A 17,371-nucleotide genomic window follows, 5' to 3' on the forward strand; every position below is an offset into this window, starting at 1 on the left:
ATCCCGGCGCGATCAGGCGTGCTCCGGCCCCCTCCGGGCGTCGCCCGTCGGCCTCCTCGAGCATTCTCGGCCGCGCCTTGTCGCAACCACCCACCCCTGCCATGGTCGTGAGGATTTGGGCTCCCTCCGGACATGGTCGTGTGACTCGCGCGACACAGGCCTCCCCTAATTTCTGTCGCCCGACAGGAATTCGCGCCGCTCGTGCGCGAATGCTCGCGCCGCTTGTTGCGAAAGCAGGTTGCCGCCATGACGAGCACTGCCCCCGACCTCCGTCCGGAGCCGCCCCACTCCCCCGACGACCGCTCGCTGACCGAGTTCGGCTACGCCCAGGAGCTGCACCGCAGCCTGAGCAGATACGCCTCGTTCGCCGCCGGTTTCTCCTTCATCTCCGTCCTCACGACCGTCTTCCAGTTCTTCGCCTTCGGCTACGCGTTCGGCGGCCCGGTCTTCTTCTGGACCTGGCCCGCGGTGCTCGTCGGTCAATTGCTGGTGGCCGCCTGCTTCGCGGAACTCGCGGCGCGCTATCCGATATCGGGCTCGATCTACCAGTGGTCCACCCGCCTGTCGAACCGGACCTTCGGCTGGTTCGCCGGCTGGACCATGGTGATCGGACAGATCGTGGTGGTCGCGGCGGCCGCGCTCGCGCTCCAGATGGTGCTGCCGGCGATCTGGTCGGGCTTCCAGCTCGTGGGCGGCGACCCGACGCCCACCTCGCCGACGGGCGCGGCGAACGCGGCCGTCCTGGGCGTGCTCCTGCTGGTGCTCACGACGTTCGTGAACGTCCTGGACAACCGGGTGCTGTCCGTGGTCAACCGGGTCGGCGTGACCGCCGAGATCATCGGCGCGATCCTGATCGTCGTCCTGCTGTTCACCCACTCCGAGCGCTCCCCCGGCATCACCTTCCACATGGCCGAGGGCAGTACCGATCTGCTGGGTGCCCTGCTGGTGGGCTCGTTCATGGCGGCGTACGTGATGATCGGCTTCGACAGCGCGGGCGAGATGAGCGAGGAGACCCACCATCCGCGCCGGACCGCGCCCCGCACGATCCTCACGGCCCTCGGCGCGGCCGGTCTGCTCGGCGGTCTGCTCGTCCTCGGCGGTCTGCTCGCCGCGCCGAGCCTGACCGACGGCAGGCTGGGCGTGGACGGCCTGAGCTATGTGCTGACCAGCAGCCTCGGTGACGGCGTGGGCCGCGTCCTGCTCGCCGACGTGGTGGTGGCGATCACCGTGGCCACGCTGGCGATCCAGACGTCGGCCTGCCGCATGCTCTTCTCGATGGCCCGCGACGGTCAACTCCCCTTCGCCGGGCGGCTCGCAAAGGTCAACCCGCGCACCGGCATGCCCACCGCCCCCGCCCTGGTCGTCGGCGTCCTCGCGGCCGCCCTGCTGCTCCTCAACTTCGCCTCGCCGGAGGCGTTCCTGGCCATCGGCACGACCTGCATCGTGATGCTGTACCTGGCGTACGCGATGGTCACGGGCCCCCTGCTGATACGGCGCCTGAAGGGCGAGTTCCCCTCGACCGGCACCGACGAGACCGGCAAGCCTCTCTTCTCCCTGGGCCGCTGGGGTCTCCCCGTCAACGCCCTCGCCCTGCTCTACGGCCTCTTCATGACCGTCAACCTGGCCTGGCCCCGAGCAGACGTCTACGACCCGGCCGGCGGCCACTGGTGGTTCCAGTGGTTCACCGTGCTGTTCCTCCTGGCCACCGTCACCGCGGGCCTCGCCTACCGCCTCACGCACCGCCACCGCACGCGCTCCCGGTGACGGGCGCCCCACTCGGTACCACCACCACGTCCCGCCTCGGCGGTGAGCCGCTTGCTCGGCCGGCACACAGGCCCGGCACGGACGGCGCGCCGGGCAGAGCGGACCGGAGGGCCGCTCCACGCGCCGGGGGCGCACGCCCTTTTCCGCCGCATCGCGACCATCGCATGGTGCGAAGTGGTGGATCGTCAGGGCGGGTTGCCGTCGCGGCAGGGGGCGGGGATGAGAGAGCGTCCCACGGTGACTCGTACACCTTTCGCAGGGGAGTGGCCTGTTTTCACCCTCGTCGCCCCAGATTCAAGCCAAACGGTTGACAAATCCCCATAGGGCTTCTCAGCTCCTCGTGCCGGACGGTCCGCCGAGGTTGACGCAGGACAGCGTGGAGCGGATGGTGGTTTGGAAGGTCAATTACCCGGAGAGCGTCCAGAGGAAGGCGGGGGCGGTTCACGGCCCGGTCGTCGGCGGCTCGGCCGCGGCAGTGGTGATCACGGATTTTCTGCACCGTCCGTACGTCACCTCGACGGTCATGGCCGACGACACCGCCCGGCACGCAGGCAACGAGGCCCCGTTCGACCGGTTCCGCCCAGCAAGCCGCAAGCCCAGTTCGTCCGCAGGTCGGCGGTGCCGCGGTGGCAGCGCGGAGGAAGCACAGCGCGTCATTCATGACCTGGGGGCGGCCGCACGCCGTCGACCCAGGGCAGAGGGCGGTGCAGAGGCACGTCGTCACAGACAGGAGGCAGCCGTGGCGGACACCTTCCAGATACCCTCGTTCTACATGCCGTTCCCGGCCAGGGTGAACCCTCATTTGGACGAGACCCGTCCACGCGTTCGCGCGTGGGCCCACTCCATGGGATTACTCGAACCGCAGCACACCGATTCGCACCACGGCGGGTGGAGTGCCGAGATCTTCGACCGGGCGGACTTCACGCGCTTCACCGCCCTGACCTATCCGCACGCGTCGGCCCGTGAGCTGGAACTGCTGTCCGGTTGGCACAGTGTGATCTGGTGCCTCGACGACATCTTCCTGCCCTGGTGCGAGGCGCTCGGAAAGCGCGAGGAGATACTCGACCGCATCGAGCGCCTGATGTCCTTCCTGCCGGTGACCGCGCACGCACCGGATTCGGGCCCGACTCCGAAGGAGCCGCTGGAACACGCGCTGGCAGACCTGTGGCAGCGCACCGCGCCCGCGGCTTCCCTCGCGTGGCAGTTCCTGTACACCAGGTCCATACGCCAGTTCCTGGAAGCCTCGTTGTGGGAGACGGAGAACCTGACCCGTCATCGGTTCCCCGACCTCATCGAGCAGATGGAGATGCGCCGTGACTACGGTGCGGCCGGATGCAGCGCCCTGCTGATGGAGCACTCGCTCGGCTGGGAGATAACCGAGGACATCCGCGCGACCCGCCCCTTCACCGTACTGATCAACGCGTTCCGGGACACCGTCGACCTGCACAACGACATCGTGTCCTACCCCAAGGAGGTGCACGAAGGTGTCGCCAAGAACAACATCGTGCGCGTCACCCAGGAACTGCACGGCGTCCCCCTCCATGAAGCGGTCTCGCTCGTCAACCACATCCTGACGGGCCGTGTCAGAACCCTGGAGGAGACGGTCGCGTCGGACCTCCCACAGGCCCTGCACGATCTGCGGACGAGCCAGCACACCCAGCGCGCCGTCCTCCGCCACGCCAGGGCCATCCAGGGCTGGGCAGCGGGCTCCTACCACTGGCACGAGGCCACCGACCGCTACCGGTGCGCCGCCTGACGCGACCGACCCCGAGCCCGCTCGGAAGGGGGACCGGACGGCGCCCGCGCCGCCGGTCCCCTCGTACGCTTGACCGTGATGAGACGCAGAAGTCCGGTCCCCCCTTCTCCCCTGCCGCAGCGCGACGGGGTCGACCCGGTGCGGGTCCGGCTGCCGCAGGGGAAGGCATGGGCGACCGTGCGTGATCACCTGGTGGAGCGGCTGGCGCCCGGGCCGGGCGTGATCGACGGCATGCTGGACGCGGGGCTGGTCGTGGACGTCGACGGGCGGGCCGTGGCGCGTGACACGGCGTATGTGCCGGGCATGTACGTGTGGTTCCACCGGGACCTGCCGTACGAGGTGCCGGTGCCGTTCGCGCTGGACGTCGTGTACCGCGACGAGCATGTCGTCGTGGTCGACAAGCCGCACTTCCTGGCCACGACACCACGGGGCAGCCATGTCGCCGAGACCGCGCTGGCCCGGCTCCGCCGCGAGCTGGGGCTGCCCGCGCTGGGCGCCGCCCACCGCCTGGACCGGCTGACCGCCGGGCTGGTGCTGTTCACCGTGCGCCCCGAGGAGCGGGGCGCCTACCAGTCGCTGTTCCGCGACCGGCTCGTCACCAAGGAGTACGAGGCCGTCGCCCCGTACGACCCGGCGCTCGCCCTCCCCCGCACCGTGCGCAGTCGGATCGTGAAGGAACGCGGGGTGATGGCGGCCCGGGAGGTCGACGGCGAACCCAACGCCGTCAGTGGTGTGGAGCTGCTGGAGCGGCGAGGCGACGGCCTGGCCCGCTACCGGCTCACGCCCCGCACCGGGCAGACGCATCAACTACGGGTGCACATGGCCGCCTTGGGCGTGCCGATTCTCGGTGACCCGCTCTACCCGGAGGTGCGAGGTCCCGTGCCGGCCGACGACTTCGGGCGTCCGCTGCAACTGCTGGCGCGGACCATGCAGTTCACCGATCCGGTCACCGGGCACGAGCACCGGTTCATGAGCGGGCGGGTGCTCCAGGCGTGGGCGTCGTACGAGGAGTGGGCGGGCACCCCGCACGACGCCCGGGCCTGAGGGCTCGGCTATCGGCCGCTCATCCACAGCAGCACACGGCGCAGGAGACCGGGCCGGGCGGGCGGTTCGGCCGCGGTCGGCGCCGACCGCGCGGTCCCGGACGGGGCGGCCCCGGACACCGGGCACGCCGTGGCGGCCTGCTGTCCCGCACGCTGTGCCGGTACGGGACGGCCCAGGGGCCGCGACTCCAGGACTTCCCTCTCCTTCGGCTCGAACCGCACCGGGAGCGCGACCAGATGCCGGGTCGAGATCGAGGCCCGCCAACGCAGCTCGTGCTCCTCGCAGTTGAGCTGGATGTCGGGCAGACGCGCCAGCAGGGCGTCGACGCCGACATCGGCGATGGCTCGGCCCGTGTCCTGGCCCGGGCATTCGTGCGGGCCGCCGCCGAAGGCGAGGTGGGAGCGGTTGCCCTGCATGTTGGCGGTGAGGTCGGGCCGTACCCGCGGGTCGACGTTGCCCGGCGCGATACCGAAGAGGAGACCGTCGCCCTTGCGGATCCGCTGACCGCCCAGCTCCGTGTCCTGCTTGGCGAAGTAGGCGAGTTGCGTGCTGAACGGGGGCTCGTCCCACAGGGACTGCTCGACCGCCTCGGGCACCGTCATCTGGCCGCCCTTGAGCTGGGCGCGGAAGCCGGGGTTGGTGAGGACCACGCGCAGCACGTTGGCGAGGAGGTTGGTGGTGGCCTCGTACGCGGCGATGAGCACGACGCGCAGGTGCTGGCTCACCTCCTCGTCGTTGAGCCCGGCCGGGTGGTTGATCAGGTGGCTGGTGAAGTCGTCCTGCGGGTTCGCCCTGCGGCGGGCGGTGAGTCCCATCAGGGCTTCCATGATGTAGGCGTTGCTAGCGATCGCCGTCTCGGTGCCCTTGAGCATGTCGCGGGCGGCGTGCACGATCCGGTCGTTGTACTCCTCGGGCATACCGAGGATCTCGCACATCACCGCCATCGGCAGATGCTCGGCGAACTGGCTGACGAGGTCCGCCTCGCCCTCCTCGCAGAACTCGTTGACGAGCTGCTGGGTGTAGCGGTTGATGCTGCGGCGGATGCCGCGGAAGTTGATGGTCGACATGGCGCCGGTGACCGCGCCGCGCAGCCGCAGGTGCTCGTCGCCCTCGGCGTGGCAGCAGATGGGCTGCCACGCGATGTGCGGCATCAGCGGGTTGTCGGGCTTGAACGTGCCGTCCTGGAGCTTGTTCCACAGACGGGTGTCCCGGGAGTACTGCGACGGCGTACTCACCATGTGCAGGTTCTCGCCGTGCCCCAGCACCACCCAGATGGGTACGTCGTCGTGGAGCAGGGCGGGGGCCACCGAGCCGTGTTCCGCGCGGAGCTTTTCGTACACGGCTCCCAGGTCCTCCGCCTCGGGGCCGTACAGGCGGCGGAGCCCGTCGGTGCCCGTGCCGTGGGCGGGGCAACCGGGGGGCGGCCCGAGCGTGGGGTCGTCCGTGCCGGTCGGGGACTTCGATTCAGGCGTCACGGTGATCGCTTTCGAACTGAGGTGGATCCGGTGTCTGAGGGTGATGGGGGGGTGCGGGACCGCTGAGCGGGCTCCGCGGCACGCGCGCGGCGGCGCGCGCGTGCCGGTCAGGCCGTGGCCGCCCCCGGTGCCGCCGCCCCCGACATCGCCAGGGAGTGCAGGAAGGTCATGAGGGTCATCAGGACGTCCCTGCTGGACGCCCGGCGGCGGGCGTCGCAGCGGATGATCGGGATCTCCGCGGCCAGGTCGAGCGCCTGGCGCAGTTCATCGATGGCGTAGCGGGGCGCGTCGGGGAAGTCGTTGACGGCCACGACGAAGGGCACACCGCGTTCCTCCAGGCGGCCCATGACGTCGAAGCTGACCTCCAGCCGGCGGGTGTCGACCAGGACGACCGCCCCGAGGGCACCCTCGAACAGGCCGTTCCACAGGAACCAGAAGCGCTCCTGCCCGGGGGTGCCGAACAGATAGAGCACCAGCTCGTCGGTGATGCTGATGCGGCCGAAGTCCATGGCCACGGTGGTGGCCGTCTTGGTCTTGGAGCCGAAGTTGTCGTCGACCCCGATGCCGGCCTGGGTCATGGTCTCCTCGGTCGTCAGCGGCCTGATCTCGCTGACGGACCCCACCATGGTCGTCTTGCCGACGCCGAAACCGCCCACGATCACGATCTTCGCCGCGGCCTGTGCGGTGTGCGGCAGGTGGTCCTCGGTCCGTGGACCCGTGATGGTGTCAGAGCTTTTGAAGTCCATGCATCACCGCTTCGAGGAGGGAACGGTCTGCCCGCGCCTGCCGGACGACCGGTGCGCGCGCCTGAACCAGTTCAGCCGTCAGCAGCTCGGTGAGCAGGACGGTCACCACGCTGATCGGCAGGTTGAGATAGGCCGAGATCTCGGCCACGGACAAGGGGGCCTGGCACATCCGCAGCAACGCCGACTGCTCCGGAGCGGCGGACGGCGGCGGATCGGCCCGCGCCACGATTAACGTGACGAGGTCGATCGGTGCTCGCTCGCCGTCCGCGCCGGTGAGGATGTAGAGCCGCTCGGGCGGCCGGCCGCCCGATCCGCCGGTGGAGTCCTTCCCGTCGGACGGGGAGGGCGGCGACGGCAACGAGGACGACAGGGGCGGCGGAGGCGAGGGCTCGTGCTTGGGTTGGCGCCGTCGGCGTTGCGGAGGCGTCATACGGTCTGCCCGTTCCGCCGCGGCGGACTGGTGAGGTGGGAGCCGATCCGGTCGACGAGGTCGCGCATGCGGTTGCTCATCAGGCCGGGTTCGGCGACCTCGTTGGCGAGGACCGCGAGATAGGCGTTGGCCCCGGCGGCCATCATGTAGAAGTAGCCGCCGTTGATCTCGATGATGACCATCCGCATGTGGCCGTCGCTGTGCGGGATCTCACCGGCCACGGCCCCGGCCAGGCTCTGCAGTCCCGCGCAGGCGGCCGCGACCCGGTCGGCGGCGTCCGGGTCGCCGCCGTGGCGGGCGATCCGCAGACCGTCGGCGGAGAGCACGACGATCTGCTGGATACCGGGTACGCCGTCGGCCAGATCCTTCAGCAGCCAGTCGAAATTGGCTCGTTGCTGGATCACTTGAGGTCCCCCTCGTCGTCGGCCTCGGTGCGGGCCGGCTCGGTGTTCGCGGTGAGAGCGGTGGACGCCGTCGAGTCGTCCGGGTTCCGTCGGGCGTTCGGGTCGGGATCGCCCTTGAGCCCGGCCATGAACGCCTCGACCCACATGCCGGGCGGCGGCAGCTCCTTCTCCGGTTCGGGCTCCGGCTGCCACACGGGGGCGGCGGCCATGGCGGCCTCGGCGGCGGCCTCCGCGGCGGCGGCCTCGGCGTAGCGCTGGCTGAGCGGGATCGTGCTGCGGCTGCGGCGCTGCGGCAGGCCGTTGGCGGTCCACTCGGTGACGACGGGAACGTCGTCCTCCATCTCCCGGCTCATCTCCTCCGCGGAGCTCGGGATTCGCGGTCCGGTGGTGGGGCGGCGGCGCTTGGGCTTGCGGTTGGGTCCTTCGACTCCGCCGTTGTCGATGGTCGTCACGGCACCGGCGCCGATGCCGTGCGCGAGGCCGGGGGCGGGTTCGTCGGTCAGCAGGTCGCGGGGCACGATGATCACGGCGCGGACGCCGCCGTAGGCGGAGGGCCGCAGCGAGACGTGCATCTTGTACATGGTCGACAGGCGGCCCACGACGGCGAGGCCGAGGCGCGGGGTGTCGCCCATCTCCTGGATGTCCACACCCTGCTGTGCCTTGGCGAGCATGTCCTCGACCTTGGCGCGGCTCTCCTCGCTGAGGCTGATGCCGCCGTCCTCGATCTCGATGGCGATGCCGGTCTGCACCTCCACCGCGGTGACGTGCACCTTGGTGTGGGGCGGCGAGTAGCGGGTGGCGTTGTCGAGGAGTTCCGCGCAGGCGTGGATGACCGGCTCGACGCCGACGCCGTTGACGTTGACCTTGGCGATCGATTCGAGCTCGATGCGGCGGTACTCCAGGATGCGGGACATGGCGCCGCGCAGCACGCTGTAGAGCGGGACGGGCCGGGACCACACACGGCCGGGGCGGCTGCCGCCGAGGACGGCGATGGAGTCGGCGAGGCGGCCGATCAGGGCGGTGCCGTGGTCGATGCGCAGCAGGTCGTCGAAGACCTCGGGGTTGCGCCCGTGGTCCTCCTCCATCTCGCGGAGTTCGTTGTTCTGCTGGTGCACGATCGCCTGGACGCGGCGGGCGATGTTGACGAAGGACCGCTGCGAGGAGTCGCGCAGCGCTTCCTCGCGGTCGACGATGGTGAGCAGGGTGCGCAGCAAGTCGCGCTGGGATTCGGGAAGTTCGCGCCATTCGGCGTCACCGTCGACGACGTGACGAATCACCTCTGAGGGGGATTCTCCGGTGCGCAGCCGGTACAGCGCGGCGGGCAGGATCTCCTTGCCCAGCCGGGTGAATTCCTGGTCGTGGGCGGCGATCCGCTGCTCGAGGAAGGCGGTCTGCCGCTGCTGTTCGGCGCGCAGTTCGCGGACCGTACGGCGGCCGCCGCGCACCGCGACGACGGCGACCGCGAGCAGCAGGAGCGTCGCGACGGCTCCGCACAAGCCGACGGCGAGCCGGGCCGGTCCCGTCACCAGAAAGACGGTGGTCCCGGTCGCCGCGGCCATCAGTATCGCCGGTAGTGGCAGCACGCGCGCGTAGGGAAGTTCACGGCCACCGGGAGGCGATTGAACACTCACCATGTATGCCCTCTAAAGACGGTTCGGCTGAAGGTGGGGGGACTTGCGGGGTGTTGCTGGAGGTTGCTCGGGTTCATCCACGCATCAAACTGGTTCTTCGGTATTTTTTGGAACAAGCGCCCGAATACATCTCAACTCGGTGCGCTGCGGGCGAGCTTAGTCCGACCGGATCATCGCTGTGTCATATTCAGCAACCGACTGAAATCACCCTCGCGACAGGAGTACGCTCTGGTCATTTACACACCGGGTCGCCGTTCGCACACACCGAGTAATGGTGAACGGGCGTACGGGAAACGCCTCTTGACAGGGTGAACCGACCCCCGGGAAGGACGTCGAGGCGGTCCGTCAGACCCCGGCGATGCGCAGCGCCGCGTCCGCCGTCGCCTCCGCGAAGACGGAGACGGGGCGGTCGGGCTCCGAGCGGTGGACGAGGATGACGCCCTCGATCAGCCCGAAGACAAGATCCGTCCGCAGCTCCAGCTCGCTCTTGGCGAGCGTCCCGCCCACGGCCGTCGCGGCGATCAACTGCCGGTAGGCGTCCTTGAGTTCGGCCCGTACGGCGTGGAAGCCGGCGAAGCGCTCGGCGCGGACCTCCGGCAGGAGGTAGAGACCGCCGAGGTTGTGCGGGCCGCCGCAGAGCAGGGCCACGTCGGCGCGGCACAGCTCCCACAGCCGTTCCTCGGCGGGGACGGTGTCCCGGACCAGGAGGTCACGGGCACAGGCCAGCGACGGCGTGACGGTGGACTCCAGCAGCCCGGCGAGCAGCTCCTCCTTGCCGGACACGTAGTGGTACATGGACGCCTGCCGCATGCCGGCGCGCTCGGCGACCGCGCGGGTGGTGGTGGCCGCGTACCCCCGCGTCGTGAACAACTCCGCGGCGGCCGCGAGCAGTTCGTCCCGGGGCGACAGGCCGCTCTCCGGCCGGCCCTCGGCACGCGGTCTGCCGACCCGCCGACCACCTCCGCCACCCGCGCTTCCCATGTGTTCGATCCTCGCACACGGCACCCGGCCACCGGCGATACCCGATCGCCCTGTTCCCCCGCCCCCCGACAGGCCCGAACATCGTGAGAGAGCGGTAACCACCCGGCAACGCGAGGGACATGGCGTCGACGCGCCCCGCTCCTAATTTCTGTCGCACGACAGAAATACACGCCGCACCCGGAGGTCCCGCGATGGCGACATCGACGACGTACGGAGCACGTGATCACGCCCGCGCACAGGAGGGCGCCCGGACCGAGTCCATGCCCGTGGTGCCCGCGACCGACTGGCCCTCCCCTCCCTGCGAACCCGAGCGGCTGGTCTGGGCGGAGACCGTGGCGGGCGGCAGCTACACGCACCGGGTGCTCGCCCGCGGCACCGAGGTCCGGCTGACCGACCTGCGCGGCGACGCGTGCGCGCATCTGCTGCTGCACCACGCCGACCGCCCCTGGGAGCGGCTGAACGTGGCCGACACCGTCAAGGTGCAGTGGAACGCCTACCTGGGCGAGGGCGTCCTGCTGCTGTCCGACCAGGGCCGTGTTCTGGCCTCGGTGGTCGCCGACACCTCGGGCCGCCACGACGCCCTGTGCGGCACCTCCACCCTGGCGCGCAACACCGAGCGGTACGGGGACGGCACCCCGCACTCCGCCTCCCCCGCCGGGCGTGAACTGTTCAAGCTGGCCGCCGCCAAGAACGGCCTGGAACCCCGGGACCTGCCGCCCTCCCTCTCCTTCTTCCAGGGCGTACGGGTACGCGAGGACGGCACCCTCGACTTCACCGGCTCCGCCGGCCCCGGCGCCGCCGTGACCCTCCGTGCCGAGCAGGACGTGACCGTGCTGATCGCCAATGTGCCGCACCCGGCCGACCCGCGTCCCGAGTACGTCAGCACCCCGCTGGAGGTGCTCGCCTGGCGTGCCCGGCCGACCCGCCCCGGCGACCCCCTGTGGGACGCCTCGCCCGAGGGCCGCCGGGCCTTCCTGAACACCGCCGAGTTCCTCACCGCGAGGGGGCTCGTATGAGCACGACGACCGTGGTCCCGGCCCGCGCCGCCTGGTCGTCGGTGATCCGCGCCGGCGAGACCCTCACGCTCACCGATCTGCACGGCAACCAGGCCGTCGACTTCCTCGTGTACGACGCCCACGACACGGCCGTCCGCTACAGCGCGCCCGACACGATCCACGCGCAGGGCGGCATCTTCCTCACCACCGGCAGTGTGCTGATGTCCAACGAGCACACCCCGCTGATGACCGTGACCGCCGACGACGTGGGCCGGCACGACACGGTCGGCGGCGCCTGCTCCAAGGAGTCGAACACGCTGCGGTACGGGCACCACACCTGGTCGCAGCACGCCTGTGTGGACAACTTCCTCGCCGAGGGCGCCCGGCACGGCCTCGGCAAACGCGACCTGGTGTCGAACATCAACTGGTACATGAACGTGCCGGTCGAGAAGGACGGCACCCTCGGCATCGTCGACGGGATCTCCGCCCCCGGTCTCGCCGTCACCCTGCGCGCCGAACGCGACGTGCTCGTCCTGGTCTCCAACTGCCCCCAGATCAACAACCCCTGCAACGGATTCGAGCCGACGGCCGTGGAGATGACGATCACCGGGACGGACACATGACCTTCGACACGCTGCTGGTCGCGAACCGGGGCGAGATCGCCGTCCGGATCATCCGCACCGCCCGCGAACTGGGCCTGCGCACGGTCGCGGTGTACTCCGACGCCGACCGCGCCGCCGCCCATGTGCGGCTCGCCGACGAGGCGGTACGGCTCGGCCCGGCGCCCGCGAAGGAGTCGTACCTCGACGCGGACCTGATCCTGAAGGCCGCCAAGGACACCGGCGCGGGTGCCGTCCACCCCGGGTACGGGTTCCTCTCCGAGGACGCCGACTTCGCCCGCCGCTGCGCGGAGGCCGATCTCGTGTTCGTCGGCCCCACCGCCGATCAACTGGAGCTGTTCGGCGCCAAACACACCGCGCGGGCGGCGGCCGAGGCCGCGGGCGTGCCCCTGCTGCCCGGCACCGACCTGCTCGACTCGCTCGACGAGGCGCTCGCCCATGCCGCGGCCATCGGCTACCCGGTGATGCTCAAGGCCAGCGGCGGAGGCGGCGGTATCGGCATGTCGGCATGTCGATCCGCGGGCGAACTCACCGAGGCCTGGGACCGGGTGCGGCGCGTCGCCGCCGCCTCCTTCGCCACGGCGTCCTCCTCGGGTGTCTACCTCGAACGCCTCGTCGAGCGGGCCCGCCATGTCGAGGTGCAGGTCTTCGGCGACGGCGACGGCCTCGTCGTCACCTTCGGCGACCGCGACTGCACCCTCCAGCGCCGCAACCAGAAGGTCGTCGAGGAGGCACCGGCCCCCGGCCTGCCCGACCACGTCCGCGCACGGCTGTCCGCCGCCGCCCGCGACCTCTGCGCGAGCGTCGAGTACCGCTCCGCCGGAACGGTCGAGTTCGTGTACGACGCCGCGCGCGAGGAGGCGTACTTCCTGGAGGTCAACACCCGCCTCCAGGTGGAGCATCCGGTCACCGAGGAGATCTACGGCGTCGACCTCGTCGCCTGGATGCTGCGTCTGGCCCGCGGCGACGCCGCCGTCGTCCGCGCCCCGGGCCAGCCGCGCGGCCACGCCGTCGAGGCCCGGCTCTACGCCGAGGACCCCAGCCGTGGACACCGGCCGAGCGCGGGCCTGTTGACCCGGGTCGAGTTCCCGTCGGGCGTCCGCGTCGACGGCTGGGCGGAGACGGGCACCGAGGTCACCACGTCGTACGACCCGCTGCTGGCGAAGATCGTCGCGTACGGCTCCGACCGCGCCCACGCCCTGCGTCGGCTCGACGAGGCGCTGGCGAGGACCCGGGTCGACGGCATCGAGACGAACCTGGGCCAGCTCCGGGCGGCCCTCACCGACCCGGACGTCCGGCGGGCCACCCACTCCACGGCGACCCTCGCCGCCGTCACCGACCCGACCCCCCGGATCGAGGTCCTCTCCGGCGGCACCCTCACCACCGTCCAGGACTGGCCCGGCCGCACCGGCCACTGGCAGGTCGGCGTCCCGCCCAGCGGCCCCATGGACGACCTGTCCTTCCGCCTCGGCAACCGGGCACTGGGCAACCCCGAGGGCGCCCCGGGCCTCGAATGCACCCTCCAGGGCCCCACCCTGCGCTTCACGCACGCCACCACCGTCTGCGTGACGGGCGCCCCCGCCCCGGTGACCGTGGACGGCTCACCGATCGCCCGCTGGGAACCGGTGAGGGTACCCGCCGGAGCCGTCCTGTCCGTCGGCGCGCCCACGGAACACGGCCTGCGCACCTATGTCCTGATCGCGGGCGGCGGCCTGGACGTCCCGTCGTTCCTGGGCAGCGCGGCCACATTCACCCTCGGCCGCTTCGGCGGCCACGGCGGCCGGGCCCTGCGCACGGGCGACGTCCTGCACGGCGGCGCGGTCACGGACCGCACGGGCCCCGTCCCCCCGGAGGACCGCCCCGCCTTCCCCGCCACCTGGCAGGTGGCCGTCCTCGAAGGCCCGCACGCGGCGCCGGAGTTCTTCACCGAGGAGGACATCCACGAGTTCTACGCGGCCGACTGGACGGTCCACTTCAACTCGGCCCGCACCGGCGTACGGCTCGTCGGGCCCAAACCCCGCTGGGCGCGCACCGACGGCGGCGAGGCGGGCCTGCACCCCTCCAACATCCACGACACCCCGTACTCGGTCGGCGCCGTCGACTACACCGGCGACATGCCGGTCCTCCTCGGCCCCGACGGCCCCTCCCTCGGCGGCTTCGTCTGCCCGGCCACGGTCGTCTCCACCGAGCGCTGGAAGCTCGGCCAGCTGCGCCCCGGAGACACCGTCCGCTTCGTCCCGGTCGCCGACGACACCTCGGCCCGCCCCGCGATCGTCGACGGCGGCGTCCTGGCCCGCGACGGCGACGTGACGTACCGCCGCAGCGGCGACGACAACCTCCTCGTCGAGTTCGGGCCGATGCGGCTCGACCTGGCCCTGCGGATGCGCGTCCACGCCCTGATGGAGGCGGTCGCCGAGGCGGGCCTCCACGGCGTCGCCGACCTCACCCCGGGCATCCGCTCCCTTCAGATCCGCAACGACCCGGTACTGCTCCCCCAGCCCGAACTCCTCACGGCGGTACGCCGGATCGTGGCGTCCCTCCCCCCGACGGACGAACTGGTCGTCCCCTCCCGCACGATCCACCTCCCCCTCTCCTGGGACGACCCCGCGACCCGCGAGGCCATCGCCCGCTACATGGCGGGCGTCCGCGACGACGCCCCCTGGTGCCCCTGGAACATCGAGTTCATCCGCCGCGTCAACGGCCTGGACACGGTGGCCGACGTCCACGACACGGTCTTCGCCGCCGAGTACCTGGTCCTGGGCCTCGGGGACGTCTACCTGGGCGCCCCGGTGGCGACCCCGCTTGACCCCCGCCACCGCCTGGTGACCACGAAGTACAACCCGGCCCGCACCTGGACGGCGGAGAACTCGGTCGGCATCGGCGGCGCCTACCTCTGTGTCTACGGCATGGAGGGACCCGGCGGTTACCAGTTCGTCGGCCGCACCACCCAGGTCTGGTCCCCCTGGCAGCAGCGCGGCGCCTTCGAGCCCGGCTCCCCGTGGCTGCTGCGCTTCTTCGACCGCATCAGGTGGTACCCGGTGGACGCCGACGAACTCCTGGCCCTGCGCGCGGACATCGTCTCGGGCCGCTTCGTCCCCCGCGTGGAACAGGGCACGTTCTCCCTGGCCGCGTACGAGGCGTTCCTCACCGAACACGCCGACTCCATAGCCGAGTTCAGGACCAGGCAACAGACCGCGTTCGCGGCGGAGAGGGCCGCCTGGGAGGCCGCCGGCGAGTTCGACAGAGTGGAGACGGGGGCGGCCGAGCCGCTACCGCCCGCCGAGGTCCACGTGCCCGAAGGCGCCCACCTGATCGAGGCCGAGTTCACGGCGTCGGTCTGGCAGGTGAACGTCCGCCCGGGCGACCGGGTGACCACCGGCCAGCCCCTCCTGACCCTGGAGGCCATGAAGATGGAGTCCCGAGTCCCCTCCCCCACGGCCGGCGTCGTAGACCGGATCCTCACCGTCCCGGGCGCTCAGGTGACCCCAGGCACCCCCCTGATCCTCCTGACCCCGGACAACTCCTGACCCCGCCCCGTAGGGGGCGCGGGGAACCGCGCGAGAAGCCCCACCCACCCGCACCCGCCGACGACTCCGAACCCTCCACCCCATGAGGCGCCCAAGGGGGTCGAAGGGGCGCAGCCCCTGGAGGACGGGACGGGTAGGGGCGGCGGGGGCGAACAAACCCTGAAGCGCACCCCGCCCCACCCCACCCACAGCCCCCAGGAGCCCACATGCCCCTCTCGCCCACCCTCACCAGAGTCCGCACCGCCTACGCCCGCATCGAAGCCGTCGACCGCCCCGAGATCTGGATCGACCTGCGCCCCCAGCACGACGTGGAGGCCGAGGCCGAGGCCATCGACGCCCGCCTGGCCACCGGCGCCCACCTCCCCCTCGCCGGCCGCCTCCTCGCCGTCAAGGGCAACATCGACGTCCACGGCCTCCCCACCACCGCCGGCTGCCCGGCCTACGCGTACACCCCCGACGCCGACGCCCCGGTCGTCGCCCGCCTCCGCGCCGCCGGTGCCCTCGTCCTCGGCACCACCAACCTCGACCAGTTCGCCACGGGCCTGGTCGGCACCCGCTCCCCGTACGGCGCCGTCCGGAACGCCCACGACCCGTCCCGCATCAGCGGCGGCTCCAGCTCCGGCTCGGCCGTGGCGGTGGCGCTCGGCCTGGTCGACCTCGCCCTCGGCACCGACACGGCGGGCTCCGGCAGGGTGCCCGCCGCTCTCAACGGCATCGTCGGCCTGAAGCCCACCCGGGGCCTGGTCCCCACCACCGGCGTGGTCCCGGCCTGCGCCTCCCTTGACTGCGTCACGGTGTTCGCCCGCACCCTCCCGGAGGCGGAACAGGCCCTCGCCCACATGGCCTCCCCGCCCGACCGCGCCCTCCCGCCGCTCCCCGCGCGCGCCCCGGGCCCCTGGCGCGTCGCGGTCCCCCGGCCCGAGCAGCTGGGCGAACTGGACGAGGGCTGGGCGGAGGCGTTCGAGGCGACGGTGACCCGCCTACGGGCCACGGGCGCGGACGTACGCCATCTCGACCTCGCCCCCTTCACCGAGGCCGCGGCCATGCTCTACCAGGGCGCCTTCGTGGCCGAGCGCTACACCGCGGTCGGCGCCTTCGTCGACAAGGCGATCGCGGACGGCGTCGGTGCGCTGGACCCCACGGTCGCGGGGATCATCACCCGGGCCCGGGACATCCCGGCGCACCGGCTCTTCGCCGACCAGGACCACCTGGCCGCGCTGCGCACCCGGGCGCTCGCCGAACTGGCCGACGCGGACGCCCTGTTGCTGCCGACGGCACCGGGCCACCCCACGCTCGCCGAGGTGGTCGCCGACCCACTGGGCGCCAACGCCCGCCTCGGCCGGTTCACCAACTCCACGAACCTGTTCGACCTGGCGGCGGTGGCCGTCCCGGCGGGCGAGGTGAACGGTCTCCCCTTCGGCGTGATGCTCATCGGCCCGGCCTTCACGGACGACCGCATGGCCCGCGTCGCCGCTCTCCTCCAGCCGGAGGCCCGTCTGGCGGTCGTGGGCGCCCATCTCTCGGGCCAGCCCCTGAACCCCCAACTGCTGTCCCTGGGTGCCCGCCTGGAGCGCACGACCACGACGGCACCGGTCTACCGCCTCCACGCCCTGCGGACCACCCCGCCCAAGCCGGGTCTGGTGTACGTGGGCGAGGGCGGCGCCCCGATCGAGACCGAGATCTGGCGCCTCCCGGCAGCGGGCCTGGGCAGACTCCTGACGACCCTCCCCCGCCCCATGACCCTGGGCACCGTGCACCTCTCCGACGGCACCCGCACCCCCGGCTTCCTCTGCGAGCCCGCCGCCCTCCAGAACGCCCCGGACATCACGGGACACGGCGGCTGGAGAGGCTACCTGGCCCGCTGAGCAAAAGCCCGGCCCTCGCTCAGGGACACGGGAAACGACATGAGAACCCCTACGGGCCTAGGGGCGCGGGGAACTGCGCGAGAACCCCCACTCACCCGCACCCCAGCCCACCCCCACCTCAGGCGAACCCACC

Annotated in this window: 13 protein-coding genes and 1 pseudogene; 8 read left to right on the forward strand and 6 right to left on the reverse strand. The window is 71.6% G+C overall.

Annotation, left to right across the window (positions count from 1 at the left end):
- Window positions 1–246 precede the first annotated feature (246 nt).
- The 4 genes and pseudogenes from ACZ52C_RS20005 to ACZ52C_RS20020 all read left to right on the forward strand — a co-directional run bounded on the left by ACZ52C_RS20005 (window position 247) and on the right by ACZ52C_RS20020 (window position 4,564).
- Window positions 247–1,764 (forward strand): amino acid permease, encoded by a 1,518-nt coding sequence (locus ACZ52C_RS20005; RefSeq protein ID WP_469075972.1) that lies wholly within the window; start codon window positions 247–249, stop codon window positions 1,762–1,764.
- 340 nt (window positions 1,765–2,104) lie between these two features.
- A pseudogene (locus ACZ52C_RS20010) lies at window positions 2,105–2,296 on the forward strand (DUF6192 family protein); the annotation flags it as partial.
- A 207-nt stretch (window positions 2,297–2,503) separates the two neighbouring features.
- A complete protein-coding gene (locus ACZ52C_RS20015; protein ID WP_469076156.1) occupies window positions 2,504–3,520 on the forward strand; it encodes a terpene synthase family protein in 1,017 nt (338 codons plus the stop codon).
- A gap of 78 nt (window positions 3,521–3,598) precedes the next feature.
- On the forward strand, window positions 3,599–4,564 hold the full coding sequence (locus ACZ52C_RS20020) for an RluA family pseudouridine synthase (RefSeq protein ID WP_469075973.1): 966 nt from the start codon (window positions 3,599–3,601) through the stop codon (window positions 4,562–4,564).
- 8 nt (window positions 4,565–4,572) lie between these two features.
- Here ACZ52C_RS20020 and ACZ52C_RS20025 read toward each other — a convergent pair whose 3' ends face one another.
- The 6 genes from ACZ52C_RS20025 to ACZ52C_RS20050 all read right to left on the reverse strand — a co-directional run bounded on the left by ACZ52C_RS20025 (window position 4,573) and on the right by ACZ52C_RS20050 (window position 10,231).
- Window positions 4,573–6,039 carry a cytochrome P450 gene (locus ACZ52C_RS20025; RefSeq protein ID WP_469075974.1) on the reverse strand — a complete coding sequence of 489 codons (1,467 nt, stop codon included), beginning with the start codon at window positions 6,037–6,039 and terminating at the stop codon, window positions 4,573–4,575.
- A gap of 107 nt (window positions 6,040–6,146) precedes the next feature.
- On the reverse strand, window positions 6,147–6,785 hold the full coding sequence (locus ACZ52C_RS20030; protein WP_469075975.1) for a GTP-binding protein: 639 nt from the start codon (window positions 6,783–6,785) through the stop codon (window positions 6,147–6,149).
- Window positions 6,766–7,215: a DUF742 domain-containing protein gene (locus ACZ52C_RS20035; protein WP_469075976.1), complete on the reverse strand. Its 450-nt coding sequence runs from the start codon at window positions 7,213–7,215 to the stop codon at window positions 6,766–6,768. The genes ACZ52C_RS20030 and ACZ52C_RS20035 overlap by 20 nt, the downstream gene beginning before the upstream one ends.
- The gene (locus ACZ52C_RS20040) at window positions 7,212–7,619 is read right to left on the reverse strand and encodes a roadblock/LC7 domain-containing protein (RefSeq protein WP_045557122.1); all 408 of its coding nucleotides are present in this window, start codon (window positions 7,617–7,619) and stop codon (window positions 7,212–7,214) included. The genes ACZ52C_RS20035 and ACZ52C_RS20040 overlap by 4 nt, the downstream gene beginning before the upstream one ends.
- Window positions 7,616–9,253 carry a sensor histidine kinase gene (locus tag ACZ52C_RS20045; protein ID WP_469075977.1) on the reverse strand — a complete coding sequence of 546 codons (1,638 nt, stop codon included), beginning with the start codon at window positions 9,251–9,253 and terminating at the stop codon, window positions 7,616–7,618. The genes ACZ52C_RS20040 and ACZ52C_RS20045 overlap by 4 nt, the downstream gene beginning before the upstream one ends.
- A 342-nt stretch (window positions 9,254–9,595) precedes the next feature.
- The gene (locus ACZ52C_RS20050; protein WP_469075978.1) at window positions 9,596–10,231 is read right to left on the reverse strand and encodes a TetR/AcrR family transcriptional regulator; all 636 of its coding nucleotides are present in this window, start codon (window positions 10,229–10,231) and stop codon (window positions 9,596–9,598) included.
- A 191-nt stretch (window positions 10,232–10,422) separates the two neighbouring features.
- Here ACZ52C_RS20050 and ACZ52C_RS20055 point away from each other — a divergent pair, with 191 nt between their 5' ends.
- From ACZ52C_RS20055 to atzF, 4 genes are all read left to right on the forward strand, one after another.
- A complete protein-coding gene (locus ACZ52C_RS20055; RefSeq protein WP_469075979.1) occupies window positions 10,423–11,247 on the forward strand; it encodes an urea amidolyase associated protein UAAP1 in 825 nt (274 codons plus the stop codon).
- Window positions 11,244–11,849: an urea amidolyase associated protein UAAP2 gene (locus tag ACZ52C_RS20060; protein WP_469075980.1), complete on the forward strand. Its 606-nt coding sequence runs from the start codon at window positions 11,244–11,246 to the stop codon at window positions 11,847–11,849. The genes ACZ52C_RS20055 and ACZ52C_RS20060 overlap by 4 nt, the downstream gene beginning before the upstream one ends.
- Window positions 11,846–15,373 (forward strand): 5-oxoprolinase/urea amidolyase family protein, encoded by a 3,528-nt coding sequence (locus ACZ52C_RS20065; protein WP_469075981.1) that lies wholly within the window; start codon window positions 11,846–11,848, stop codon window positions 15,371–15,373. Before ACZ52C_RS20060 ends, ACZ52C_RS20065 begins: the two co-directional genes overlap by 4 nt.
- A 206-nt stretch (window positions 15,374–15,579) precedes the next feature.
- Window positions 15,580–17,238: an allophanate hydrolase gene (gene atzF / locus ACZ52C_RS20070; protein WP_469075982.1), complete on the forward strand. Its 1,659-nt coding sequence runs from the start codon at window positions 15,580–15,582 to the stop codon at window positions 17,236–17,238.
- Window positions 17,239–17,371 lie beyond the last annotated feature (133 nt).

The sequence above is a fragment of the Streptomyces sp. NPDC034049 genome (assembly GCF_055575575.1).